Annotated in this window: 17 protein-coding genes; 8 read left to right on the forward strand and 9 right to left on the reverse strand. The window is 51.0% G+C overall.

Going from position 1 to position 22,442, the window contains the following annotated elements; genetic code table 11:
- The first annotated feature begins 207 nt into the window (after positions 1-207).
- A complete protein-coding gene (locus AC5JLP_RS03535; RefSeq protein WP_496066521.1) occupies positions 208-1,443 on the forward strand; it encodes an LL-diaminopimelate aminotransferase in 1,236 nt (411 codons plus the stop codon).
- Positions 1,444-1,740: 297 nt separating this feature from the next.
- Here AC5JLP_RS03535 and ruvC read toward each other — a convergent pair whose 3' ends face one another.
- Positions 1,741-2,232 (reverse strand): crossover junction endodeoxyribonuclease RuvC, encoded by a 492-nt coding sequence (gene ruvC / locus AC5JLP_RS03540; RefSeq protein ID WP_496066522.1) that lies wholly within the window; start codon positions 2,230-2,232, stop codon positions 1,741-1,743.
- Positions 2,233-2,455: 223 nt separating this feature from the next.
- Between ruvC and AC5JLP_RS03545 the strand changes: the two genes are divergently transcribed.
- Positions 2,456-2,929, forward strand: a complete 474-nt coding sequence (locus AC5JLP_RS03545) for a GNAT family N-acetyltransferase (RefSeq protein ID WP_496066523.1) — start codon at positions 2,456-2,458, stop codon at positions 2,927-2,929.
- Positions 2,930-2,967: 38 nt separating this feature from the next.
- On the opposite strand, the gene bchI is transcribed toward AC5JLP_RS03545, so the two are convergent.
- The 4 genes from bchI to AC5JLP_RS03565 all read right to left on the reverse strand — a co-directional run bounded on the left by bchI (position 2,968) and on the right by AC5JLP_RS03565 (position 5,959).
- Positions 2,968-4,074: a magnesium chelatase ATPase subunit I gene (bchI, locus tag AC5JLP_RS03550; RefSeq protein WP_496066524.1), complete on the reverse strand. Its 1,107-nt coding sequence runs from the start codon at positions 4,072-4,074 to the stop codon at positions 2,968-2,970.
- Between the two features lie 160 nt (positions 4,075-4,234).
- Positions 4,235-4,636: a phosphomannose isomerase type II C-terminal cupin domain gene (locus AC5JLP_RS03555; protein WP_496066563.1), complete on the reverse strand. Its 402-nt coding sequence runs from the start codon at positions 4,634-4,636 to the stop codon at positions 4,235-4,237.
- A gap of 115 nt (positions 4,637-4,751) precedes the next feature.
- Positions 4,752-5,294, reverse strand: a complete 543-nt coding sequence (gene lspA, locus AC5JLP_RS03560; RefSeq protein WP_496066525.1) for a signal peptidase II — start codon at positions 5,292-5,294, stop codon at positions 4,752-4,754.
- Between the two features lie 86 nt (positions 5,295-5,380).
- A complete protein-coding gene (locus tag AC5JLP_RS03565) occupies positions 5,381-5,959 on the reverse strand; it encodes a biotin transporter BioY (protein WP_496066526.1) in 579 nt (192 codons plus the stop codon).
- 145 nt (positions 5,960-6,104) lie between these two features.
- Here AC5JLP_RS03565 and AC5JLP_RS03570 point away from each other — a divergent pair, with 145 nt between their 5' ends.
- The gene (locus tag AC5JLP_RS03570) at positions 6,105-7,682 is read left to right on the forward strand and encodes an FkbM family methyltransferase (RefSeq protein ID WP_496066527.1); all 1,578 of its coding nucleotides are present in this window, start codon (positions 6,105-6,107) and stop codon (positions 7,680-7,682) included.
- A gap of 28 nt (positions 7,683-7,710) precedes the next feature.
- Here the strand turns inward: AC5JLP_RS03570 and AC5JLP_RS03575 are convergent, their stop codons facing one another.
- The 4 genes from AC5JLP_RS03575 to AC5JLP_RS03590 all read right to left on the reverse strand — a co-directional run bounded on the left by AC5JLP_RS03575 (position 7,711) and on the right by AC5JLP_RS03590 (position 17,011).
- Positions 7,711-8,874, reverse strand: a complete 1,164-nt coding sequence (locus AC5JLP_RS03575; protein WP_496066528.1) for a glycosyltransferase family 4 protein — start codon at positions 8,872-8,874, stop codon at positions 7,711-7,713.
- A 50-nt stretch (positions 8,875-8,924) separates the two neighbouring features.
- Complete coding sequence (locus AC5JLP_RS03580; RefSeq protein ID WP_496066529.1) at positions 8,925-11,141, reverse strand: O-linked N-acetylglucosamine transferase, SPINDLY family protein; 2,217 nt, start codon at positions 11,139-11,141, stop codon at positions 8,925-8,927.
- Between the two features lie 775 nt (positions 11,142-11,916).
- The gene (gene trxB, locus AC5JLP_RS03585) at positions 11,917-13,302 is read right to left on the reverse strand and encodes a thioredoxin-disulfide reductase (RefSeq protein WP_496066530.1); all 1,386 of its coding nucleotides are present in this window, start codon (positions 13,300-13,302) and stop codon (positions 11,917-11,919) included.
- 175 nt (positions 13,303-13,477) lie between these two features.
- A complete protein-coding gene (locus AC5JLP_RS03590) occupies positions 13,478-17,011 on the reverse strand; it encodes an O-linked N-acetylglucosamine transferase family protein (RefSeq protein ID WP_496066531.1) in 3,534 nt (1,177 codons plus the stop codon).
- A gap of 346 nt (positions 17,012-17,357) precedes the next feature.
- Between AC5JLP_RS03590 and AC5JLP_RS03595 the strand changes: the two genes are divergently transcribed.
- From AC5JLP_RS03595 to AC5JLP_RS03615, 5 genes are all read left to right on the forward strand, one after another.
- The gene (locus AC5JLP_RS03595; RefSeq protein ID WP_496066532.1) at positions 17,358-17,900 is read left to right on the forward strand and encodes a type IV pilin-like G/H family protein; all 543 of its coding nucleotides are present in this window, start codon (positions 17,358-17,360) and stop codon (positions 17,898-17,900) included.
- Positions 17,901-18,016: 116 nt separating this feature from the next.
- Entirely contained in the window at positions 18,017-18,139 is a 123-nt protein-coding gene (locus AC5JLP_RS03600; protein ID WP_496066533.1) for a hypothetical protein, read from the forward strand.
- Between the two features lie 155 nt (positions 18,140-18,294).
- Positions 18,295-18,966 carry a response regulator gene (locus tag AC5JLP_RS03605; protein WP_496066534.1) on the forward strand — a complete coding sequence of 224 codons (672 nt, stop codon included), beginning with the start codon at positions 18,295-18,297 and terminating at the stop codon, positions 18,964-18,966.
- Between the two features lie 755 nt (positions 18,967-19,721).
- Entirely contained in the window at positions 19,722-21,662 is a 1,941-nt protein-coding gene (locus AC5JLP_RS03610) for a sensor histidine kinase (protein WP_496066564.1), read from the forward strand.
- A gap of 24 nt (positions 21,663-21,686) precedes the next feature.
- Entirely contained in the window at positions 21,687-22,427 is a 741-nt protein-coding gene (locus AC5JLP_RS03615) for a DUF928 domain-containing protein (RefSeq protein WP_496066535.1), read from the forward strand.
- Positions 22,428-22,442 lie beyond the last annotated feature (15 nt).

Genomic DNA, 22,442 nt, shown 5'->3' on the forward strand with positions numbered 1-22,442 from the left:
GCGGATCAGTAAAGCGTTTCTGTTGAGTTACCTCGCTAAAGCTGCCTCTGTTGAATCAGAGTTAAGGTTTTGAGCAATGATGGATACTGTAAGCGAATGTACCGTGCGAGGTCAAACAGATATTGACCACTCGCCTTGGAGCAACCAAAGCGTTGCACTCCAGTTAACTCTGCTTTACTGTCTCAAGTGTTCTTAGCGATCGAACTCATGGCTACCATTAACGACAACTATCTCAAACTCAAAGCAGGCTATCTGTTTCCCGAAATTGCGCGACGGGTAACCACTTTTGTAGACGCAAATCCTGACGCGAAGGTGATTCGGTTAGGCATCGGCGATGTGACAGAACCCCTGCCCGAAGCCTGCCGTGCAGCTATGATCCAGGCTGTAGAAGATATGGGCGATCGTGCCAACTTCAAAGGTTACGGCCCAGAGCAAGGTTATGCCTGGTTGCGAGAAAAAATTGTCGCCCAAGATTTTCAGTCACGGGGCTGCAATGTTGACGCTTCGGAGATCTTCATCTCGGATGGCTCCAAGTGCGATTGCGGTAACATTCTTGATATTTTTGGCAGTAACAACCGCATTGCCGTAACTGATCCGGTCTATCCTGTGTATGTCGATACCAACGTGATGGCAGGGCATACGGGCGATGCGATCGAAAAAGGTGAATACGGCGGTTTAGTGTATCTGCCCATTACCGCCGAAAATCACTTTACGGCTGAGATTCCCACTCAGAAGATTGATCTGATCTACCTTTGCTTCCCCAACAACCCAACGGGTGCCACCGCTAGCAAAGAGCATTTACAAGCCTGGGTAGACTACGCCCGATCGCACGGCTCCATCATTTTCTTTGATGCGGCCTACGAAGCGTTCATTACCGATTCAGCGATTCCCCATTCGATCTACGAAATTGAAGGCGCACGGGAATGCGCGATCGAATTTCGCTCCTTCTCCAAAAATGCAGGCTTCACAGGCACCCGTTGTGCCCTCACGGTTGTTCCTAAAACCCTCACTGGCAAAGCAGCTGATGGCTCTGATGTTGAACTGTGGAAGCTGTGGAATCGCCGCCAGTCTACAAAGTTTAACGGCGTTTCGTACATCGTGCAGCGAGGAGCCGAAGCCGTCTACTCACCAGCAGGACAGACACAAACCAAAACGCTAGTCAACTTTTACATGGCAAACGCCAGCATCATTCGCGAACAGCTCACTGCGGCGGGTCTGACCGTATATGGTGGTGTCAATGCACCCTACGTATGGGTGCAAACCCCCAATAGTCTTTCAAGCTGGGACTTTTTCGATAAGCTGCTGCACACCTGCCATGTGGTTGGTACACCCGGTTCAGGCTTTGGTGCAGCGGGCGAAGGCTACTTCCGCCTTTCAGCCTTTAATAGCCGCGAGAACGTAGAAGAAGCCATGAAGCGGATTACAGCAACGTTTAAGGACTAGTGTTCGAGTGGTCAGGAGGTTGGGGAAGCGGAGGAGGCTAGGGGAGCCGGGAAAGCGGAGGAGGCTAAGGGGAGCCGAGAAGGCTAGGGGAGGCTAGGGGAGAGGAGGAGAAAGGAGTTGTTACAAAGTCCTTCGGGCAACCAAGAAAGGTTTTTACCTTTAAAGCCTTTTGGCATCCAAGAAGAGAAGAAAGCGCTAGCTGACCGCTGACTGCTAATTGCTCAAGCAACTCAAAACGTTCCCTTAGCTTCCCCGGCCTCCTCCGCTCTCCTAGCTTCCCCGGCCTGCTCTCTGGTCTTAATTCTGAAACCAGGCTGTCAGCGCAACGGCTAATCCATCGGCGGCATCGTCTGGTTTCGGAATTTGGTCTAAATTAAGCTCGCGGGTAACAGCGGTTTGCACTTGATGCTTATCGGCATTGCCATATCCGGTCAGTGCTTGCTTGATTTGAGCCGGGGTGAACTCGATATACGTCGCGTTGTATTGTGCCAGCACCAGCATGACCACACCACGAGCTTGTGCCACCGCGATCGTGTTGCCCATGCGGTAGAAAAAAAGCTTCTCGATCGCCACCAGATCGGGTTGCCACTGCTTCATCAGCGTATGCAGATCGTCATGAATGATAATCAACCGTTGCCCAATTTCCTGACCTGCTGGAGTCTGTACCACACCATAATCTAGGACAGACACCGGAGCTTCAGTTTCACCCCTTGCCAGCCCTGAACACTCGATCGCGCCAAACCCCAACGTCGCCAGCCCTGGATCGAGTCCGAGAATCCGCTTTTGCATAGAGGTTTGAGTGTTACATGGAGAGAGCGATAAACATGCTGTGCAGCTTCGGTTTCTGTAGTAGCAGTCGTCTGAAGAGTAATTGCTGGCATTTACAACTAGGTAGATTGGAGGAAGCAATGAGGTAGCTGCCTGGAAGTTATTGGTGAAGCGATCTCAAAGTATCTTTAAGGTGAGTGTTAAGCTAGCCAACGGCAAGAAATTTGACCAGGTAAGCAAGCTTATGGCTAAAGTTCATCTTCGCAAAATAACGCGAGAGAATTTCCACGCGTGCCTGAATCTTCAGGTGACTGAGGTGCAGAGGAGATTGGTTGCGACAGCCACCCAATCTCTCGCAGAAGCCTATATTGATCCCAATCTTTTTCCTTTGGCTATCTACGATGCTGCGGCATGTGGCTATGAACAACCTGAAGTACCACTGATTGGGTTCACGATGTATGAAATTGTTGCGGGTGTAGGGTTTATTATGCGGTTAATGGTTGATCAAAAGTACCAGAGGCAAGGCTATGGACGAGCCACCATGATTGAGGTGATTCGTCGTCTCAAGCTACATCCTGAAGTTGAGATCATTGCGACCAGTTATCAAAAAGAGAATGAGATCGCTGCAAGGTTGTATCAGAGTTTGGGATTTTGGCAATGGAACATTTCTTTCGCCATTTCTCACCCGACAGAAGTGTATGTAAAACTCGAAGACTGAGGATATTCGTGTTCAACTCCTCACTCCTCCCCTCTCACTTATTCTCCCCCTTCCAGCCCAAACACCTGATTAAAGACCTTCTCCACCTTGTAGCCAGAGTCGATCGACTCCAAAGGGTCTTTCCGCAGGCGATGGCGCAGACAAAGGGTGACGACGCGGCGAATATCCTGCACTGTGACTTCATCGCGTCCTTCAAAAGCGGTTAAGGCTTTGGCCGCACGATTGGTCACAATGTCGCCTCGCAGACCATCTACATCCAACTCAGAGCAAACCTGAGAGATTTTGACGCGCAGATCGTGGTCGATCGCCACGCTTTTGAGCCGCTCTTGAGCCACCACCAACTGCTGTTGCAATGCATCCTGCTGTGGCTGGCAGGCATCGAGGAAGGCTTGTGGATCTTGATCAAACTCGGTGCGCTGCTCCACAATTTGCACCCGAAGCGCGGGTTCTTTCACTGTACGAATTTCGGCGTGCATCCCAAAGCGATCGAGCAATTGGGGACGCAATTCGCCTTCTTCCGGGTTGCCAGAACCGACCAGCACAAACCGCGCGGGATGCCGTACCGAAATCCCTTCTCGCTCTACCGTGTTCCACCCAGAGGCAGCCGAATCCAGCAGCACGTCTACTAAATGGTCGTCCAGCAGGTTAACCTCATCCACGTAGAGAATGCCCCGATTTGCCTTCGCCAGCAGTCCCGGTTCAAAGGCTTTCACCCCTTCCGAAAGCGCTTTTTCAATGTCAATGGTGCCGCAAACCCGATCTTCTGTTGCACCCAGCGGCAAATCCACCATCGTGATCTTTTTCTTCGTCACAGAAATCTCTGTGCCCTGTTCCATTTGCTGCCGTACTGCATCGCCCATCATTTCAGGGTCGTGGGGATGGCTGTTAAACGGGTCATCTGTCACCACATCAATTTCTGGCAGCAAGTCCGCCAGTGCGCGAATGGTTGTGGATTTGCCCGTGCCCCGATCGCCCATAATCATGACTCCACCAATCTTTGGGTCAATGACATTGAGCAAGAGCGCTAACTTCATTTCCTCCTGCCCGACGATCGCCGTAAACGGGAACACCGGACGACGACGGGTAAACGAGGATTGCACCGATCGACCATTCTCAGCAGTAACGGGATTCGCAATAAGACTCACGGACTTACCTGATGTTTGTTAAAACGTATAGATCACTGGCTTTCATTGTGCCATAGAGGGGGAGACGAAGTTTTGAGTTTTGAGTTTTGAGTTGGCAGAGAGGAGGTTAAGAGAGCTTTGAGTGGGCCTTTAGCCTTCCTTCATCCCTCTCTCCCACTCCCTACTCCCCATTCCTCACTCCCGGATCATCCCCAAACCGCGTAATGTCGTCCTCACCCAAATATTCGCCGTTCTGCACCTCAATCATCACAAGCGGAATGACACCAGGATTTTCGACGCGATGGGGGGTACACATGGGTACGTAGGTTGATTGCTTTTGCATCAGGATCGTTTCTTGACCGTCGCAAATGACTTTTGCGGTGCCCGAAACGACGATCCAGTGTTCGCTGCGGTGGTAGTGCATCTGGGTACTGATGTGCTGACTGGGTGCCAGTTCAATACGGTTGATGCGGTAGTGGTCGCTTTCTTCTAACAGCGTAACGGTGCCCCAGGGTCGTAGTCGAATCGTGTCAGAGTCTACAGGTTGTGAGTGCGGGAGGTCGCGATCGTCAGGTTCGCCCATACTTCTTTCGCCCATGCTTTTATCTACCAAAATCCACAAATCCATCATGCCGGATCGTCGGCGTTTTTCCCCTATCTCCCAAACCCTGTACCCTACATCCACTGCTGATTAGCGCCTATTTTTGGTTTGTTTCGCGCTCTGAAGCAGGCGATCGGCCAAAGCTGGCAATCAACAGACAGACAATCCCGATGTTGATAAACGTATCTGCCACGTTAAAGACTGGAAAGCGAATCAGCCGAAAATCCAGAAAGTCAATCACTTCGCCGACCAGAAAGCGATCGATGCCATTCCCCAACGCTCCTGACAAGATGAGACCATAGCCAACCTGCTCCCACCGATTGAGCGCAAATCTTTTTGACCATGCCAGCAGCATCAACCCAATGCTGACACCCAGCGAAAGCCAACGTAGCCAGATAGAACCACCCGGAAAGATGCTAAAGGCCGCACCGGGGTTTAACTCGTAAGTAAAGTGAAACACACCCGGTAGTACCGGAATCGAATAGTGCAGAATTGGCGGAAAAATATAGGTGACAAACAAGATCTTGGTCAGGCGATCGAGCGCCAGACCCACAACAGCAGCTATCCAGAAAAAGCGATTCTTAAAAAACATGGGTGCAGGAAGTTTTGAGTTTTGAGTTCTAAGTTTTGAGTTAATCATTGATTTGTTGCGTCCTCTGCTCCCCCTGCTCCCTCTGCTTCCCCTGCTCCCTTTACCTTCTACCTTCTGTCTTCTCTTTCAGGCTATCAGTAAAACATCAAATGGCGCAGCGTGAAGGCAAGTACCGTCACGGCACAGACGATCGCAAATTGCCCTGGCAGCGGGTAGAGCGAATACTTCATCAATAGCTGCTCTAACGGTAAGCCAGCCGTATTGACGAGCTTGAGTCCATAGGTTGCCGTCATGTACAGCATGCCTGTTACATGAATGCTCAGTAGCCCACACAGGCAGCTAAACGCAAGGGATTCCAACTTCGGTGACGCTTTGAATGCTAGATAACCACACAGCCATGCACCAGGGATAAAGCCCAGAATGTAGCCAAAGCTAGGTTCCTTGAGGTAGCCAAAACCGCCCCCCTGCGAAAAGACTGGAAACCAGGTCAACCCCAGCATGATGTAGGCGATTTGGGAGAGTGCAGCAGCATTCTTGCCGCCGAGACATCCCACCAGCAAAGCCGCCCCAAATTGGTACGTAACGCCTAGTGAGTGGGTCTGAATGTTGCCTGCTCCTAGCGTTGGGGTTGCCAGAAAGGCTTCCAGAAAGGTGCCCCCGATCGTCAGGATGAGACCAATGAGTGCCCACAGCAATTCAGTGGAAAAAGCCATGACGTCCAAAAGTAAAAGTGTAGAAGCAAACGGCAGCAGAGTCCAATTATGAAAAAGCAGACCGTGTACATTTATGAAAAAGCAGACCGTGTACATTAAGCGCGATCGCAGGGCAGACTAGCAGGGTGAAACTGTTCTTACCCTCATGAACACGTCCCCCTATACCAAGCTTTATTGGCAGTACCTTCAGGGCATCTGCCCGTCGATCGCACCTGCATCATTGCCTACCATCCAGGTCGCCCTCGAAGCCACCAACTGGGAGGAGCCACAGTCCCCTCTAGAGTGGAACAACTATGGTGTGCTTGCCCTGATTGAAGCAGAGCAAGCAACTGATCTTGATTTGCGTAGGCTCTATGTAGAAACTGCGATCGATGCCTTTAATCAAGGTGCCAACGCCCATCCGCTCTGTGCAGCGCATCTTGCCCTTACGTACAGTCTCGTAGGCGAAACCCAAATTTCTGGTCAGATTGCCCTTGCCAACTTTGTTCAGATCGTCCAGCCGCTCTATACTCGATCGGAGTCCCTAGCGCCTGGATTAATCTATCTACCATTGAGCCACTTTCATGAAACGCTGTCGCCGCGTCTTATACCAGTGGTGCAGCAAGAAGATGGCTTACACCAAGCTCTTTTACTGTTGGGTGACGTGCTTAGCTACCAGTTGCAAACCGTATTTTATAACGAGGTTGGACAGCGATTTCTACACCTGGCTGTTCATATGACACCAATGTCTGTCATAAACAATTTGCTGTTAGGAATCTCAGGTTGCATGAACGAGAAATGGGAAAGTTTGCTCCATCTCCATCGCGCCCAACAGCTAGCACCAGACCATCCGAAGATTCTGCAAGCGCTTTATCTGGCATACCGAGATCGCCAACAAGCAGCATCAGCAAACATGTGGCTGGAAACGGCTCAAACACGTTGCTTAGAAACTACTAATCCAGATCATGTGCAATGGACAACGCTAGCTAACGATTGTCCTTTTACCTACGTTGCTTTCGACACCATCCTGTTAGCCGTAAGAGCCAGCCTTTTGACGATTACAACTGGAGTTTTACTGGCAAAAGGGGATTGGTTTGAGGCAGAAATGGAGTTTTGGCGCAACCAAATACAGCCAGGAATGACAGTGATTGATGTGGGCGCAAACGTGGGTGTTTATGCCTTCAGTGCAGCTCGACGAGTGGGTGAAACAGGCCGTGTCTTAGCAGTAGAACCATTCTTAGATTGCGTCCAATGTCTACAACAAACCTGCGCTATCAATCAGTTTCACTGGGTCAACGTGATTGCAGGGGCGGCGAGCGATCGCAACCATACGGCTCGTTTAGCAATCAATCCAGCCAGTGAATTAAATCGATTGATTGAAGCTGATGGAGATCTAGATATAGAGCAAACAGAAACTGTGTCTTGCTTTACCCTTGATTATCTAGTTGAACAAGCAGCTATAACGCATGTAGATTTTCTCAAAATCGATGTTGAAGGCCATGAACTTCAGGTCTTAACAGGAAGCGAAAAAATTCTCACTGAATATATGCCAACGATTCTTTACGAAAATATTGGCTTTGGTGAAGCTGCGAACTTAGATGCTGCCGAATTTTTACAGGCAAAAGGCTATCTACTCTTCTACTATGTTCCCTACGTTCAAACACTTTCTCGACTTGAGACTCTATCAACTTTGCAGAATAGCCTTAACATCATTGCCGTTCATGCCAGTAAGGCCGGATTATAGTCGAAGCAAGAGAACGTTATTTTAGCTTTCAACTTGTTGCTACACCTGCCACCAATGCAGACAAAACAGATTCTAATTGTTCAACAGCTTGTGTCTGGCTAAATTGAGACATTGCTTTTTTCTGACCCGCTTGAGACAGCCTTTGCCAAAGCTCTGGTTGTGCGGATAAGGAGGATAAACACTCAGCTAGATCAAAGGGATTTTCTGCTTCAAAGATTAGCCCATCTTGCCCATGTTCAACAATCTCAGAAGCACCGCCTGTACCGCTTGTTACCAACGTTAAACCAGCCGCCATCGCCTCAATTTGACTAATTCCAAAGGGTTCTTCAAACCGGGATGGAAATGCAAGGATGTTGCAATCTTTGTAGAGTTGGCTAAGTGCTTGCCGCGATAAAACACCAGGAAGATGAACAAAAGCTTGCATGCCTTCGGTTTCTATCAACTGTTGCAACGCCTGCACAAATTCAGGCAGAAATGTTCCACCCGCGATCGTGGCGGTAAATTTCACCCCAGAAGCATGCAGCAAACAGAGCGCTTCTACCAGCGTATCGGCACCTTTATAGGGCATAACAAGGCTGGCATAGGCAATGCGTAAACAATCGCGAGGTGGTAACGTGGCCTGATAAAACTGCTCAACAGCGGCACCAGGATAGACAACCTGCGCGGTTCCAACCGGGTAGCCAAGTTGATGCATATGCTGGCGAACCCAATCGCTGCACGTGATGTATCGATGCAGGCGATCCGATGGCGACTCCTCTACGACATAGCCTGGATGGGCATTCATCACGTAGTGAGCAACGGGAATATCGTTCGTGAGAAACGAGCGCAAAACAGCAATGCCAAAAAAGGTGATGTTTCCTGCCAGACAAAGATCAGGCTGAAACTGTTGCACTATCTGCTGTACCGCTTTGAGGTTACGCGCCTGAATTGAGGCCAGCCGATCGGTCGGCAACCACTCTGCCCCTTGTTCGCCCCAGGTGCCCCCAAGCATCAAGTGCCGATATACTATAGGATTGAAGGCTGGTTCGGGACAGTTCGTGGCAATCTCTGGTGCGTCGCTGGTCAGCACAACGACGTGATGCCCTCGCTGCTTGAGCAAACTGGCAAAGTCTGCGATCGCCCGTTCATACCCGCCAATCACCTGAGGCGGGTAGAGATTGGTCAGCACTAAGATTTTGAGCGGTTTAACCATAGCCTCAAAAGTCAGCAACGTCGCAATAATGGGCTTGAAAAAGGTCTAAATTACCTAACATACTGTGCCCACATTTGTTTGTAAGCCTGTTCCATTTCGCGGGTGAACTGTTTGGCATTCCAGAGCGGAGCCGTTTGGCGCGATCGCCAGAGCTTCCAGGCAACCTGCTGCCGTAAGGCCGGATCGGTGCCAAAGCGCACTCCCCATGCAACATACTCCTCATTTGTCCAGGCGATGCCTTCTTCAATGCCCGCATTCACCATCATGGTGTAGCTGTTGCGGCTGGCAAACTGTTCGCCTACTCGCGTCACCAGCGGAATGCCCATCCAAAGCGTTTCCATCGTAGTTGTCGCGCCATTGTAGGGATAGGTATCTAGCACTACGTCTGCGATCGCCAGATTGGCTCGATGCACGGCTTCCGCTGGTACTTCTGGCAAAAAGCGGAGTCGATCGGTCGATACCCCTTCTGCTTTTGCCACTTCGGTAAAGTAGGCTTGAATCGCTTTATCGTCGGTAATGCCTTTAATCAAAAAGTAGCTGTTGGGCACGGCAGCAATGATGCGTAGCTGCGATCGCACCGTTTCAGGATGGCGCTTGGAGGCACTCTGTCCGCTCAGGTAAATCACGGCATCGGCTGGAATGCCCAAGTCTTTTCGTCGCAGCGTGGGTACACCGACTTCAAACCCATCCACGGCCAGGTAGGTTTGGGGCAAGCGCCAGATCTTTTCGGCGTAGTGATCCTCAGCGTCTTCCGAAAGGACGTATGGATCAGCGATAAAGTAGTCGATCGCGGGAAGGCCCGAAGCATCCCACCCTAACCACGTAGCTTGAATCGGTGCAGGCTTGAGCGCCATCACTTCCGAGCACACATCGGCGGTAATGCTATCCAGATCAATCAGAATATCAATGTCGTCCTGATAGATTTGCTCGGCTATTTCTAGCCCATCGCGCCCCAGTTTCCGAGCCTGATCAACCTGTTCTACAAACCAATCTTGCAGCGTATCGTTGCCGCGCTGATAGTTCCAAAAGTAGCCAAAGAGTTCAAACTGTTCCCGATCGTGGTGTTGCAACAACCAGCGGCATAGCCAACCTACCGAGTGTCGCCGCATGCAGTGCGAAAAGTAGCCCACCCGTAAACGTCGATGCTGTCGTGGGCGATCGCGCCGGGAAGCCAGTCCCTGCTGATATCGCTCGGCAGGTTCAGCCGCATACGCTCGAACGCTGGTCTGACACAGCTTAAACAGATGATTTTGGGCCAGACGATTGCGCTCCAGGTCATCTCGCACATAGGGCAAGAAGAACGTGGTGGTGACGAGCTTCAACGTGGTGTGCTGATCGAGCGGCTCGGTTTGCTCCTCAGCCAGCGACAGCAAGAGGGATTCTTGCAGGGTTGCTAACTCAAAAATTTCTTTCCAGTAGCCGCCAGCACGGGTTAAGGCTCGCAGCAGCAGAAAGGCACCAAACACCTGATCCGGCAGCGATCGTGCCAGAATACACCACTCCCGCGCGGTTTCGATGCCCTTTTCGTACTGTCCTGAATTTTGATAGAAGGTCGATAGATGGCTGAGAATCTCTAAGTCTTGCGGACAGGCGTTTAGGCACCGTTGGGCATACTCAGCCGCTAGTGAGGGTCGATTCCACTCGTAGGCAATGGCAACCGATGCCAGCATGAGCGTTTGCACGACAGGAAGCAGATCCTCTGCCCGATCGAGCGCCACTTCCGCAAAGTCCAATAGCGCTGGATCGGTAGGCGCGTGCTTCAAGACAGCTTTCAACGTGTCTACCAGTAATGCCTGGTCAACGTCAGCCGACGATCGCAGCACGTCGATCGTACCCCACTCCACCAAATCATCCCCTGCAAAGCGGTCGAGTTCAACCGATCGTTGTGCCAGGTATAACAGGTTCGCTAAATCTTGAGGTGCAATTTCCCGGAGGTGCTGACGCAAGACCCAGGCAAGCTTTGGGTTGGCGCTGGCTTCTTGCTGTTCTGCCTGCGATCGCACAACCTGTGCCAGTTCTGCCGTCCATTGCTCAATCTGCTCGTCATCCCCCTCCATCATTGCCAGCATCCAGGTGGTCTGCGCTTCGGCTTCGTCACCCAGCAGCAGGGATGCTACCCCCAGATGCCAATAGTAGGCTTTGACATCGGGTTGCTCTTCAATGAGTTGCTGATAACGCTCGATCGCAGCACCATATTCACCACGCGCCAAACAAGCGTCTGCCTGCTGTACCTGCGATCGCACTGCCAAACTGTCTTCAACCATCATGTTGTCACCGCTGCCATCAGGGACGGGGGATGCCCTACGGCTTCAGTATGCCCCAGTCGTATGGGCTTCGATCGGGTAGCGCGGGGAAATCAGTCGATCGCTGGGGAACTCTACTTGTGGTGCTTAGAGTAATTATCGATCGTAGTGTATGCCAATTAACAATCCTAACCCTAACGATTCCCACTGGCGTGGTCTTTTCTCAGAGCGAGTAAGTGGCGTAATCTTACTTATTGGCAGTTCAATAGAGGGCTATGGGTTTATCCTCACCCCATTGCTACAAGCAACGTATCATGTTCAAAGTATTAATTGCTGGTTCACATTTATTACATTCATATCCATTCTTTTTGGCTATGGATTGATTTTCACTATTTTCGGCAAGAGAGCTAGCAGAGCATTGTTTCGATCGCCAAAACAGCCTTCAAAGCTAGGTTCAATTGTCCTCTCAATACTTGTATGGTTTGGTATACAGGTAACTTTTTGGATGCGCTCGTTTTTAGAAGAGCATGGATACTCAATCTCCAGGCAGATTCCTCTGGTTGATACTTTTACGCGATGAGGGCAAATTATTAGATTAACTGGTAATAATTCGCCCTTGAAAGAATCTTAAAAGAAGCAGTAGCTGCGTAGGGTGCTGTTAGCTCCAGCGTAACGCACCGTTTCTTAGGGCTAACCTGATGAGTCGATACACCTAGAACCACTGTCGATCAGATTGATACTGGCAACCCTGTAGGGGCGTTACATGTAACGTCCCTACAGATGGCTACCGATGTTCGTTCTACACGTAAGACGCGATCGTCTCCCGGTATTGGCTCTTGGGCTTCACCCCTTTCAGTTCTGCGACCTTGTCTTTGTCTTTAAAGAACTGAATGGTGGGTGTGCCAACGACTCCAGCCGCTTCAGCGATGTCTGGATCTTGCTCAATGTCAATCTCAATGTAGTGAATCTTGCCGTCAAACTCATCCACCACCTTGTTAAGAATGGGCTTGAGCGTATGGCAGGGGCCACATTGGGGTGACGCATACTTGACCATGATCAGGCGATCGCTGTCGTGATACAGCTTCCGCAGAGCATAGCCCCCTTCATGGCGAGTCCGCTCCACATTAAACTCGGTTTCTTGCTCGGCGTCCGTTTTCTTGGCAGTCGGTTCAGCGGCTGGCTTTTCAGAATCCGTCTGGTGAAATTCTTGAATCAGGTCATGGGTTGAGAGCCAGCGTTCTGCCAGCATCGCCGCCTGACAGCCTGTACCTGCTGCGGTGATGGCCTGACGAAACTCATGGTCTTGAACATCGCCTGCGGTGAACACGCCTTCGACGCTGGTTTCAACAGAACCAGGCTTGGTGACAATATAGCCCACGTCATCCAGGTCTAATTGCCCGGTGAAAAGGGAGGTGTTGGGGGTGTGCCCGATCGCATAGAACAACCCTCTGACGTGAAGTTCTCCTTCTTCGCCCGTTTTGGCATCTCGAATTTTGACCCCTTTCATGTGGTCGGCTTCACCAAACACATCCGAAATATCGGTATTCCAGTGAATGGTGATTTTGGGATTGCTGAGCACCCGATCTTGCATCGCTTTGCTGGCACGCATCTTCTCAGTGCGTACCAGCATGTGGACATGAGAGCCATACTTCGTGAGATAAATCGATTCTTCGGCTGCCGAATCGCCGCCACCGACAACCGCGAGTTCTGCCGATCGAAAAATGGGGGTCGCACCATCACAAATCGCGCAGGCAGAAATGCCACGGCTCCAAAACTGGCTTTCACAGGGGAGTCCCAACCGCTTTGCAGTGGCACCTGTGGCAATCACCACACTGTGCGCCAGCACTTCCCGTTCCTCAGAACGAATCACAAAGGGACGCTGGCTAAAGTCAACCGAGGTGACATCTTCCGTCACTAACTCAGCGCCCCAGCGTATCGCCTGTGCTTTCATGCGATCCATTAACTGTGGTCCCGTGATGCCCTCTGGAAAACCCGGAAAGTTCTCTACCTCAGTGGTTGTCATGAGTTGTCCACCAGGTAAACCGCCTGCCTGATAGCCTTCAAACATAAAGGGCTTCAAGTTGGCGCGAGCCGCATAAATTGCGGCGGTATACCCGGCTGGACCGGAGCCGATAATCACTACGTTTTCGATCGTTGGGGTGGTCATTGGTCTATACAAACTCATAACGACTACGCATAGTATAGCGCAACATCTCTTAAAGAGAAACCCCACCTGCGCTAGAGAATCTGGCAGCGCTTATGGGATGGGGCAGGAATTAGAGATTTAGCGACTAAAAGTGGTATCACCCATTGTCAACAGGCACATCCCCAAACCCTGTACCCCAAAAGACTCTCAACCCCTACTTGTAGCCCCGTTGCCAAAGGTTTAATTGATCTTTGTGGCTTTCAATGTTCTTGAACCCGGCCTGTTGTAACTTTTCCTGCAAGCTCTCAGCCGTAAAAGCAGTCCGGTGAGCCATAAAATGGTTGCCACCCGCGATCGCGGCTCTAAACCCATAGAGAATGTCGATCGCTGCGATCGGGCCTTCTGGTGACACATAGAGGATTTCTTCTAACCTGCCCTGAGCAACGTATGCCGCCACAGCTTGAATGTCGGGCAGCGTAACGAGCGCAAAGCCACCCGGTTTCAGCACGCGATAAAACTCCGCCAGAGCAAGCGGCACGTCGTGAGCGTAGAGATGCTCCAGGTTGTGGGATGAAAATACTGCATCTACGGACTCGTCTGGCACCGCGCTCATGTCTGTCATGGAACCGATAATGTCCGGCTCCATAGCAGGATTAATGTCTAGCCGCACCTCTCGCCATTCTGAAGTCCGCAGCGCTTCCGGCAGCGCTTCAGGATCATAGGGGCCACACCCCACGTGCAGAATCAGCTTTGTGGCGATCGGCTGCGTCTCTTCTATGGGTTTGGCAACAGGATCGGCTGACTGCTGCATCAACCTGTCAGCAACCACGTCCTGGTAAAACTGCTCCAGTCCTCTCACGCACTCTGTGTCGTCAAAAAGAAGCGCATGCCGCTCACTCATCCGCTGGACGATCGACCGTTTCCACTCCGGTTCTAGCCCCAATCGCGCTGCGATTTCAATGTATTCGGCTTCCGTTTGAGCGATCGTCTCCGGCACACCCAGCATGGTGAGCATCCCGCTGGATTGGCGACCGCGCATAAATTCCCCGGCATGAGTCACAACAGGAAGATTGCAGGCGATCGCGTCAAAGGTGGTGTGCCCACCCGAAAAACCAGGCGTGTCGAGAAACGCGTCTGCATCGAGGAGTAGACTCGTGTAATCCTGCCAATTTTGACCCGGTAAAAAGACGCAGTAAGCTTCGCTCTTGAGTCCTGCTGCCGCAAACGATCGCTGGAGCCGCTCACGAAACTGTCGCTCTAAAGTTGGACTCGATCGATTCGTCATGGTCGATCGCACGATGAAGACGAACTGTGCTTGCGGCACTCGACGCGCAATTTCGACAAACAGGTAGTCGTGCTGAGGCAAATATTTGATGATTAACTGGCAGGAAACATAGAGTACCGCATCGGCTCTTAACCCAAAGGCAGTTCGTGTTTTCGTGGTTGTAGGAATCGATGGGTGAGGATAGCTAATCCCTAAACTGGGCAAGCGAACAAGTTGCTCAGTATAGTGTTCCTGAGCGTTTTCTGGCTCCATCAAAGCGCCTGACAGGAAATAGTCGATCGTGGGTAACCCAGAAGTAACAGGATGCCCCCAAGCCGCACACTGCACAGGCGCTAACCGAAAGCAACCCGCCATCGCAGTGGGTGTATGCACACCGATCGCCAGAAAGACCAGAAGATGCAGATCATCGGCCAGAATTTGCTGACAAACCCCTTGCAGATCGTTTGGCATGTAGTGATAGACATCACTCAGGGCTTTGAATTGCTCAGTGCGACGATCGATCGCTGAACCCGTGTTGTAGCAATAGATTTCAAATTGGCTGCGATCGTGGTTTTTGAGCCATCCAAATGTCCACAGAGACATACTGTTGGTGCCAATAGAATCAGCCAGATAACCAATCCGAATTTTTCCGGCTTTGCTGACGGGTGGCATGGAAAGCGGCTGCATCCACTCAGGATGATGCTCACGCATGGCACGCTGAAGCAACCCTCCATATAGAGCTTGTGGCTTCCGCACATTGATTGCCTGACAGGCCAAGTAAAACAGTCTCAAACAAGAGATATTGCTAAAATCAACGGACTGTTGTTGGGTTGCGGCTAATTCGACCTGATGGTTAATGCTCTTGAGTCCTTGCTCAAACCGTTGACGATACGCCGTCATTTCCTCTGTACTTTGGTAAAGCAGCGGCAAGAGCAGTTGCGGCAGACTTGCTAAGAACAGATCATCTGGTTTCAAATTCGCCGCTGCCTGAAGGCACTCGATCGCGGCTTCCATTCGCCCACAAAGCTGATAGCAGTCAGCCAATGTGAGATAGTCTTGCACGTTGCCCGTTTGCCCCGTTGCAAAAAATGCTTGAAAGGCTTCGATCGCCGCTTCAGGATTACCATCCCGATTGTAAGAATAGGCAAAAAAGTTATGTGCAGTTGCAACATCATTTGCCGCAACATAGGCTTCACCCAGTTTCCACAGAATCGCAGGATCGCGCTGCTTTAGTTTCAGGGCTTGATGATAGGCTGCGATCGCAGGTTGCGCTTGCTGCTGTGCCATCAACGCCTTGCCTAAGCCAAGGTGCCCCGTAAAATCTTTTGGCTGTAACGCGATCGCCCGTCGAAACAGGTCTTCTGCCTGCTGAGAAGCACCGTTCTGAACCAAAAGATTGCCTAAATGATTGAGCGTATCGACGTGATTTTCATCCAGTGCAATCGCCTCTTGAAAGGCCGCGATCGCCTCGTCAGGACGGGCCATTCGTTCTAACGCCAACCCCTTAATGTAGTGCGCCAATGGGGTGTGAGGGGCAAGCGCTACAGACTGCTGGATTGCTTCAATCACCGCTGCATCGTTCTCGGCCAAATAGTAGAGCATCCCTAAATTGAACCAAATCTCTGCATTTTGAGGCTCAACCTGTAGAATCGTGCGGTACTTTTCCTCAGCACCAGAAAGCTGGCCTTTAACGTGCAGGTCAACCGCCTCTTGGCGTAACGTTGCCAAATCGATTTTGGGATACACGGGCAACTGATAAATCGCATCAATGACAGCGCGATCGCGACGGGCGTACCAGTCAAATGCTTGCGCCTCGGTTTGCTTCCCGGCCTTCCAACTGAGAACCAGAAAATGAGGGGCATCTCCGTCTACCACCGCCTCTTGTGCCAACCCATTAAGCTGTAAAGCCGCTTGAGCATAAGACGCTAAAAAGTCCCGCGTTGCCTGTTGCACCGTCTTAAGCTGCCCTTGATTGATTATGATCAATGCCTGCTCTGCCAGCAGCGGTGCCGCCAGCATTAGCCCCAAAATGACCGATCGATAATCAGCCTTACCGTTGTAGAAATAGACCCCAATCCGGTCTTCGGTTGCCAGTTGCCGCAGGTCGTGAAAAAACTCCTCAAAGGACTGGTTGCAAAGAAAAACTTGCTCATCCATGCCAGCCGCTGCTAACTGCTCGGTTAATTGCTCGATCGTCGCACGCTTGGCACCGAACCGATCATCCTCCTCTACGGCGTATGCCATGCAGTCAGGGTGATTCAGCAACGCTGCCATCAGGTTTTCTCCCGGCAAGCAGCCAACTTCGCAATACACCTCTCCTGGAACCATGTAGCCGATCGCCGTGTTTAAGAGTTGGGCAACTGGTGTTGCGGTAAGGCGATGAGGTGGCTTTAGCATGACGGTTGCCTGAGAAGAGCTTTCCTTCTGGTTCGGTACAGCGTCGTCATGGGAGGCAAAGCGGGCAGTGAACCGTTGAATGTCCATATGCGTCAGTCAGCGATGGAGGGGGCAAGAGGGGGCGATCATAGAAGCCGCACTGATAGAAAGGCAAACCGCTACGTTTCTATCTTGCCCAAACGGACAAGTTTGCACATAATTTCGCGAGAGAAAAAGCCTGCTAGCGCAAAGGCAACACCAAGATCAACGCATGTCGACAAATTTTTTATAAGCTCAAACGCTCACGCTGCCAGGGTCAGGCGCATTTTTACCGCAGCAAACAAACTCAACCGCCATTTTTTTTAGAGTGGAGTGATATGAAAGCAGGGAGAGCGGGGTACGTTACGTTCAGGAGTTAGAACCACATACCCCGCACCTAAAAGGAGACCCTCTCATGAAGTCTGATTTCAAAGCTAAGTTCCTACACCACCTCATCGAGAAGAAGCAAGACAAGGGCTTCACCCTGATTGAACTGCTGGTTGTAATCATCATCATCGGTATTCTGTCTGCGATCGCACTGCCTTCCTTCCTGAACCAAGCGAACAAAGCAAAAGAGTCGGAGTCTAAGCAGTACGTTGGTTCGATGAACCGTTCACAGCAGGCTTACTACCTGGAGAAGAACACCTTCTCGTCTGATGTTTCTCTGTTGGGCCTCGGCATCAAAACCGACACCACCAACTACACCTACCAGATCGACTCTCCCACCAGCTCTGGTGTGAAGAACGTTTCCAACCCCAAATTCACCAACACCTTGAGAGCACACCTCGGTGGCGTGAGCACCGGTTTCACCACAGGTGCAACGTCGGGTGAAGCAACGACCCTGGCTGTTCTTTGCCAATCTGCTAAGCCGGGTGCAACCACCCTGTCTGGCGTAACGCTGAACTCCTTGACCGGCCCTTCCTGCGACGGCACCAACTACCAAGATCTGGGCAAGTAATTTGACTGCTAGCAAGTCTGCAATCGCAGCACTTGATCACGATCCTGTTTAGATACTAAAAGAGTGGGTAGATGCTCTACCCACTCTTTTTTGTGCTTACATTTTTGTGCTTATAGATGATCGCAGCATACCGCTTGACTGCTACAGCCGTTTTCGTTTGGGTTCACCACATCCGCTATCCGACACCCTGCAACCGTGCTCAATTAGACTGTGGCTTACTCGATCGAGAACTGCTGTAAGTTTTTGGTTAATGTAGGGCGGCCGCTCATGGCAGTGTTCTCATGCCCCTTGCTGATGTGGAACGACCAGGTTAGTCTTTGCTTTAAGGCCATTTTTGCTTTATAAGGAAGCTTAATGAATGAGCGTATAGACGATCGTTGCGTGGGTGTAGCCGATGAACCGTAGTGCGTCCGGTGCAGTAACTCAGACTTTTTTGGTGGTGGATGACCACGAGGCCATTTTGGAAGGAACGGTGCCTGCTTTGAAGCGAACGTATCCGACTGCCGAAATTTTTACAGCGCAAGATATTCAAACCGCTCAAACACAAATTGGTTACTATCACCCCACGCTGGTTGTCTTGGATTTGAGCGTACCGCAACAGCCTTATGCGATCGCCAGTGCCGAGGTCGGGATTCAGTTTCTCAAGACACTCATTGAGAGCCAGTTAGCGCCGAACATTGTGGTGCTGAGTACTAACATTCGGCCATTGGTACAACTGAAGCCGATGATTAATGCCTATGAGGGCGGCTTTGCCGCAATGGACAAGTCGCTACCCATTCGGGAGATGCTCCGGTTAGTGGATTTTGCGCTACGCGGCTCGATTTACTTGCCGCCAGAGTTGCGATCACGCTCAGAGTTTGACCGTAAGTGGCTGGAGGTGCTCACGCTGAAATTTCAGGAAGGGTTAACAGACAGAGCGATTGCAGACCGGATGCAAGTCAGCGATCGTACAGTCCGAAATTACTGGGTTAGATTGCAGGATGCGTTAGGTATCTACGATGAGCCGGACAAAGATCTGCGGATTCAAATTGCGATCGCGGCTCGTAAACTTGGCTTGCTGAGCTGATTTATCAGTTCTACAAAATTGCGCTGCAAAGTCAGTGCTGAGGACTGTAGACGCTTTAGCGGTTGCCAGCAGGGGGTGCTGAGCGCTGGTGTTGTATCTATAGCCATGATTCAGGGAAATAATCAGGGGCTGTTGTGGGTCAAAACATTCTCAGGCAGAAAACAGCTTAAAGGCAGAAAATAGAAACATCCTTTAGCCCAGCGCGAGTTCGGCGCGGCTTCTAAGGTCAAGGTGTGTAGGATAAGCGCTCTAAACTTTACGGCTTCTTCTTCATTTTGTCTTCATCCTTCACTTAAAAATCATCCAGTGGGGGGGAGATAGTCCTTGTGTGGTGGTGTGGTTTGCCGATAACGTTTATCACGTGCTGTCTTAACACACGGGCTGATGGCTGTTCATCTGAATCCTGATCGCGCTAATGAGAAGGAGGATAGTCGGGAAAGGCCACACGTCCATTTCAAAATGGCAACAAGTTAAATTGCTCTTTTTATCTACAGGACTTATGTGAAAGAGATTCCTCACCCTCCTACTCTGCGGGAGGCAAGCTACAAAAGGGGGCTTGTAGAGTTCCCACTTTTGGAGGAAAGGTTAAGGTTCAAGCATTAAGGGCGTCAGTCCTAATCTATAGTTTTCACTTATTAAAGCAATCTAACCACGTTCCACTGACAGACCGTCAAGTAAGCAAGGCGAGCGCTTTTCCGCCAGCCATCTACCATCCGCGACAGTACGTTGTTGAAGCATAGCCACTATTGACTGAAATGAAAATCAAGGTGAATGCTGAATTTTGGACGCAGCTTGAGCAGCAAGCGAAGGTTTGGCGAGTTGGAGTACTTCCAGGATTGGTCGTTGTTGGACTGGTCGTGATCGCACGCCTGACGGGTTCGCTGCAAAGTTTGGAGTGGAGCGCGTTTGATCGCTTCCTGCGATCGCGCCCGGTAGAGTCACCCGATACGCGGATTGTGATTGTTGGCATTAATGAGGAAGACATCCGCCTGACAAAAAAGTATCCGATTCCCGATCGAGAACTGGCAGCGCTACTGAAAACACTACAGAGCTACCGTCCTACAGCGATCGGGCTTGATCTATTTCGTGACTTGACGACTGATCCAAATCGGGAAGCACTCGCGCAAGTGTTTAGAACCAGCCCCAATCTTATTGGTATTGAGGCAGATGTTGGTTCGACGGCAACGCTCAAGGTGAAACCACCGCCAGAATTGCCTCCAGAGCAAGTGGGGCTGGCTAACATTTTCTTCGACTCTGACGGCAAACTGCGTCGCTGTATGTTGGCAAGCAAGGTTGACTCCGGTGAGGTGAAATATTCCTTATCCTTACTGCTTGCAGCACGCTATTTACAGACGCAAGGAATCCCTTTTGAACCGGGACGGCGTGCTAGCGATCCGATTCGCTTTGGCTCGCTGGTACTGCCGCGCTTTCGAGCCAACACAGGTGGCTATGTGCAAGCTCAAGCGGGAGGAAACCAGATCTTACTGAACTTCCGCAGCCATCCAAAGCCGTTTCCTGTGGTTTCAATGACTGATGTTATGCAGGGACGGGTGAAGCCGGAACAGATACGCGATCGCATCGTGCTGATTGGCGTAACGGCTTCCAACAGCCTGAATGATACCGTCATGACCGATGCTATTAAAGGCAGCCTACTTACCGATGCCACTGGCACGATGGATGAATATCGGTTACTTTACGGCGTTGAGAATCATGCCCATGCCATTAGCCAAATCATCAGTGCTGTGTTGGATCATCGTCCACTGCTGCAAACCTGGGCGAAAGGTTGGGAGTATAGCTGGATTATCTTTTGGGGTTTATTGGGCATTACGCTGGGTTTGCTGCTGCAATCACCCTGGAAAACGCTTTTGGGGTTGGCTGTTGGCAGCACGTGCTTGATTAGCATCAGTTACGGGTTGATCACCTTAAGCTGGTGGATTCCAGTGATTCCAGCGCTGTTGGCCCTCGGTGCTGCTGGCTTAACGACAGCACTGTTCGATCGCGATTCGCGGCTCTTGCTTGAGCAACGTAGCTTGACACTTAAGCGAACATACGACGCAGTACATAATGGCCCCCTGCAAACGCTGGCCGCTATGTTGCGCAGCCTGGATGATTTGCCACCAGAGAAATTGCGATCGCAGTTACAAAATCTTAACCAGGAGCTGCGATCGGTCTACGATTCCATGCATCAAGCCATTGTGACGGGTAATCAGCGCTATGCCCAGACTCCAATTCAGGAATTGCTCTATCAGATCTATGAAAAAACGCTAGAGCGAGAGCTGCCAGGGTTTACGTCTATTCTCACTTTTATTGCACCCGACTTTACTGTGCTTAAAGACTGCCCGCTGTCGCCCGATCAAAAGCAGGCGCTGTGCCTGTTTTTGCAGGAAGCTTTGTGTAATGTTGGCAACCACGCGATCAATGCAAGCTGTCTAGACGTTATCTGCCGACGGAACAAAAATTGGTATACTCTACAAGTGATTGATAATGGTGCATGCTATTTGGCTCAAGTCAATGCCAGAGAAGGGCAGGGTACAGCTCAGGCCAGAGAACTGGCGCGATCGCTCCGAGGTAGCTTTCAGCGTCGTCCTAACGTGCCTCACGGTCTAGTGTGTGAGCTGACATGGCGTAGTCCAAGACTCTGGTGGCAGTTTTCTCACCCATTCCAGTCAACGCAGCACTTACTCAACAGGCTTTAATAGACTTAGCTTTTTCGGAGAGCCATGAGTTATCCAGTTGCCTTTCGTCTCAAGCAACAAATCGTTACAAGGTTAGTCGCAGGAGTTATTTTAGGGCTGTGGCTTCTGCCCTCCATCAGTTTGGCAGACGAAGATAGAGCGCCAACCAACGGTCGGTCTTCAGGCGGTCGAGGCTGCGGGACAAGTGCCCAACCTAATGCTTCGCAGGTACCTGCACTCATCTTGCTGACACCCAGTGGGCAAGCAGGGCAAACGGTTTCGACGCGTCCCACTTTTGTGTGGTTTGTGCGTGATGCCGTGTCCTTTCCGATCGAGTTCAGGCTCTACGAACAGACAGCTAATCGGTTCAAGCTGGTGAAAGAGATCAAGGACGATCGCTTGAAAAGCACTCCCGGCATTATGGTAATGTCTTCTGCGGGAGCGATCCCCGAACTGACCGTAGGGAAGCGCTATCGCTGGCAGGTAGAGCTGGTTTGCAATCCCAGTCGTCCGTCTAGCAATCTTTTTGCTGAAGCGACGCTTGAGGTCATCCCCTTGCAAACTGGCTTGAAGAATCAGTTAGCGCAAACGCGCGATCGCCTGACTCAAGCTAAACTCTATGCCCAGGCAAATCTCTGGTATGACGTGCTAAAAACGGCCTTTAACCCTCCTACCAGTGCCACTCAATTGCAAGCACTACGGCAGTCTGTGTTCGATCGTGTGGCGATTGATCCGGCTGAGCGTCAATTGCTACAAGCTAGCTCCATTCACGCCATCCAGCGCTAGAGTTGCAGTAGGCAA

The sequence above is a fragment of the Stenomitos rutilans genome, from assembly GCF_059505485.1.

Coding starts and splice junctions, on each gene's coding strand:
- AC5JLP_RS03535 (WP_496066521.1), top strand. CDS start 208: ATGGCTACCATTAACGACAACTATCTCAAACTCAAAGCAGGCTATCTG.
- ruvC (WP_496066522.1), bottom strand. CDS start 2,232: ATGCAAAAGCGGATTCTCGGACTCGATCCAGGGCTGGCGACGTTGGGG.
- AC5JLP_RS03545 (WP_496066523.1), top strand. CDS start 2,456: ATGGCTAAAGTTCATCTTCGCAAAATAACGCGAGAGAATTTCCACGCG.
- AC5JLP_RS03555 (WP_496066563.1), bottom strand. CDS start 4,636: ATGGGCGAACCTGACGATCGCGACCTCCCGCACTCACAACCTGTAGAC.
- lspA (WP_496066525.1), bottom strand. CDS start 5,294: ATGATTAACTCAAAACTTAGAACTCAAAACTCAAAACTTCCTGCACCC.
- AC5JLP_RS03565 (WP_496066526.1), bottom strand. CDS start 5,959: ATGGCTTTTTCCACTGAATTGCTGTGGGCACTCATTGGTCTCATCCTG.
- AC5JLP_RS03570 (WP_496066527.1), top strand. CDS start 6,105: ATGAACACGTCCCCCTATACCAAGCTTTATTGGCAGTACCTTCAGGGC.
- AC5JLP_RS03575 (WP_496066528.1), bottom strand. CDS start 8,874: ATGGTTAAACCGCTCAAAATCTTAGTGCTGACCAATCTCTACCCGCCT.
- AC5JLP_RS03580 (WP_496066529.1), bottom strand. CDS start 11,141: ATGATGGTTGAAGACAGTTTGGCAGTGCGATCGCAGGTACAGCAGGCA.
- trxB (WP_496066530.1), bottom strand. CDS start 13,302: ATGAGTTTGTATAGACCAATGACCACCCCAACGATCGAAAACGTAGTG.
- AC5JLP_RS03590 (WP_496066531.1), bottom strand. CDS start 17,011: ATGGACATTCAACGGTTCACTGCCCGCTTTGCCTCCCATGACGACGCT.
- AC5JLP_RS03595 (WP_496066532.1), top strand. CDS start 17,358: ATGAAGTCTGATTTCAAAGCTAAGTTCCTACACCACCTCATCGAGAAG.
- AC5JLP_RS03600 (WP_496066533.1), top strand. CDS start 18,017: ATGATCGCAGCATACCGCTTGACTGCTACAGCCGTTTTCGTTTGGGTT.
- AC5JLP_RS03605 (WP_496066534.1), top strand. CDS start 18,295: ATGAACCGTAGTGCGTCCGGTGCAGTAACTCAGACTTTTTTGGTGGTG.
- AC5JLP_RS03610 (WP_496066564.1), top strand. CDS start 19,722: ATGAAAATCAAGGTGAATGCTGAATTTTGGACGCAGCTTGAGCAGCAA.
- AC5JLP_RS03615 (WP_496066535.1), top strand. CDS start 21,687: ATGAGTTATCCAGTTGCCTTTCGTCTCAAGCAACAAATCGTTACAAGG.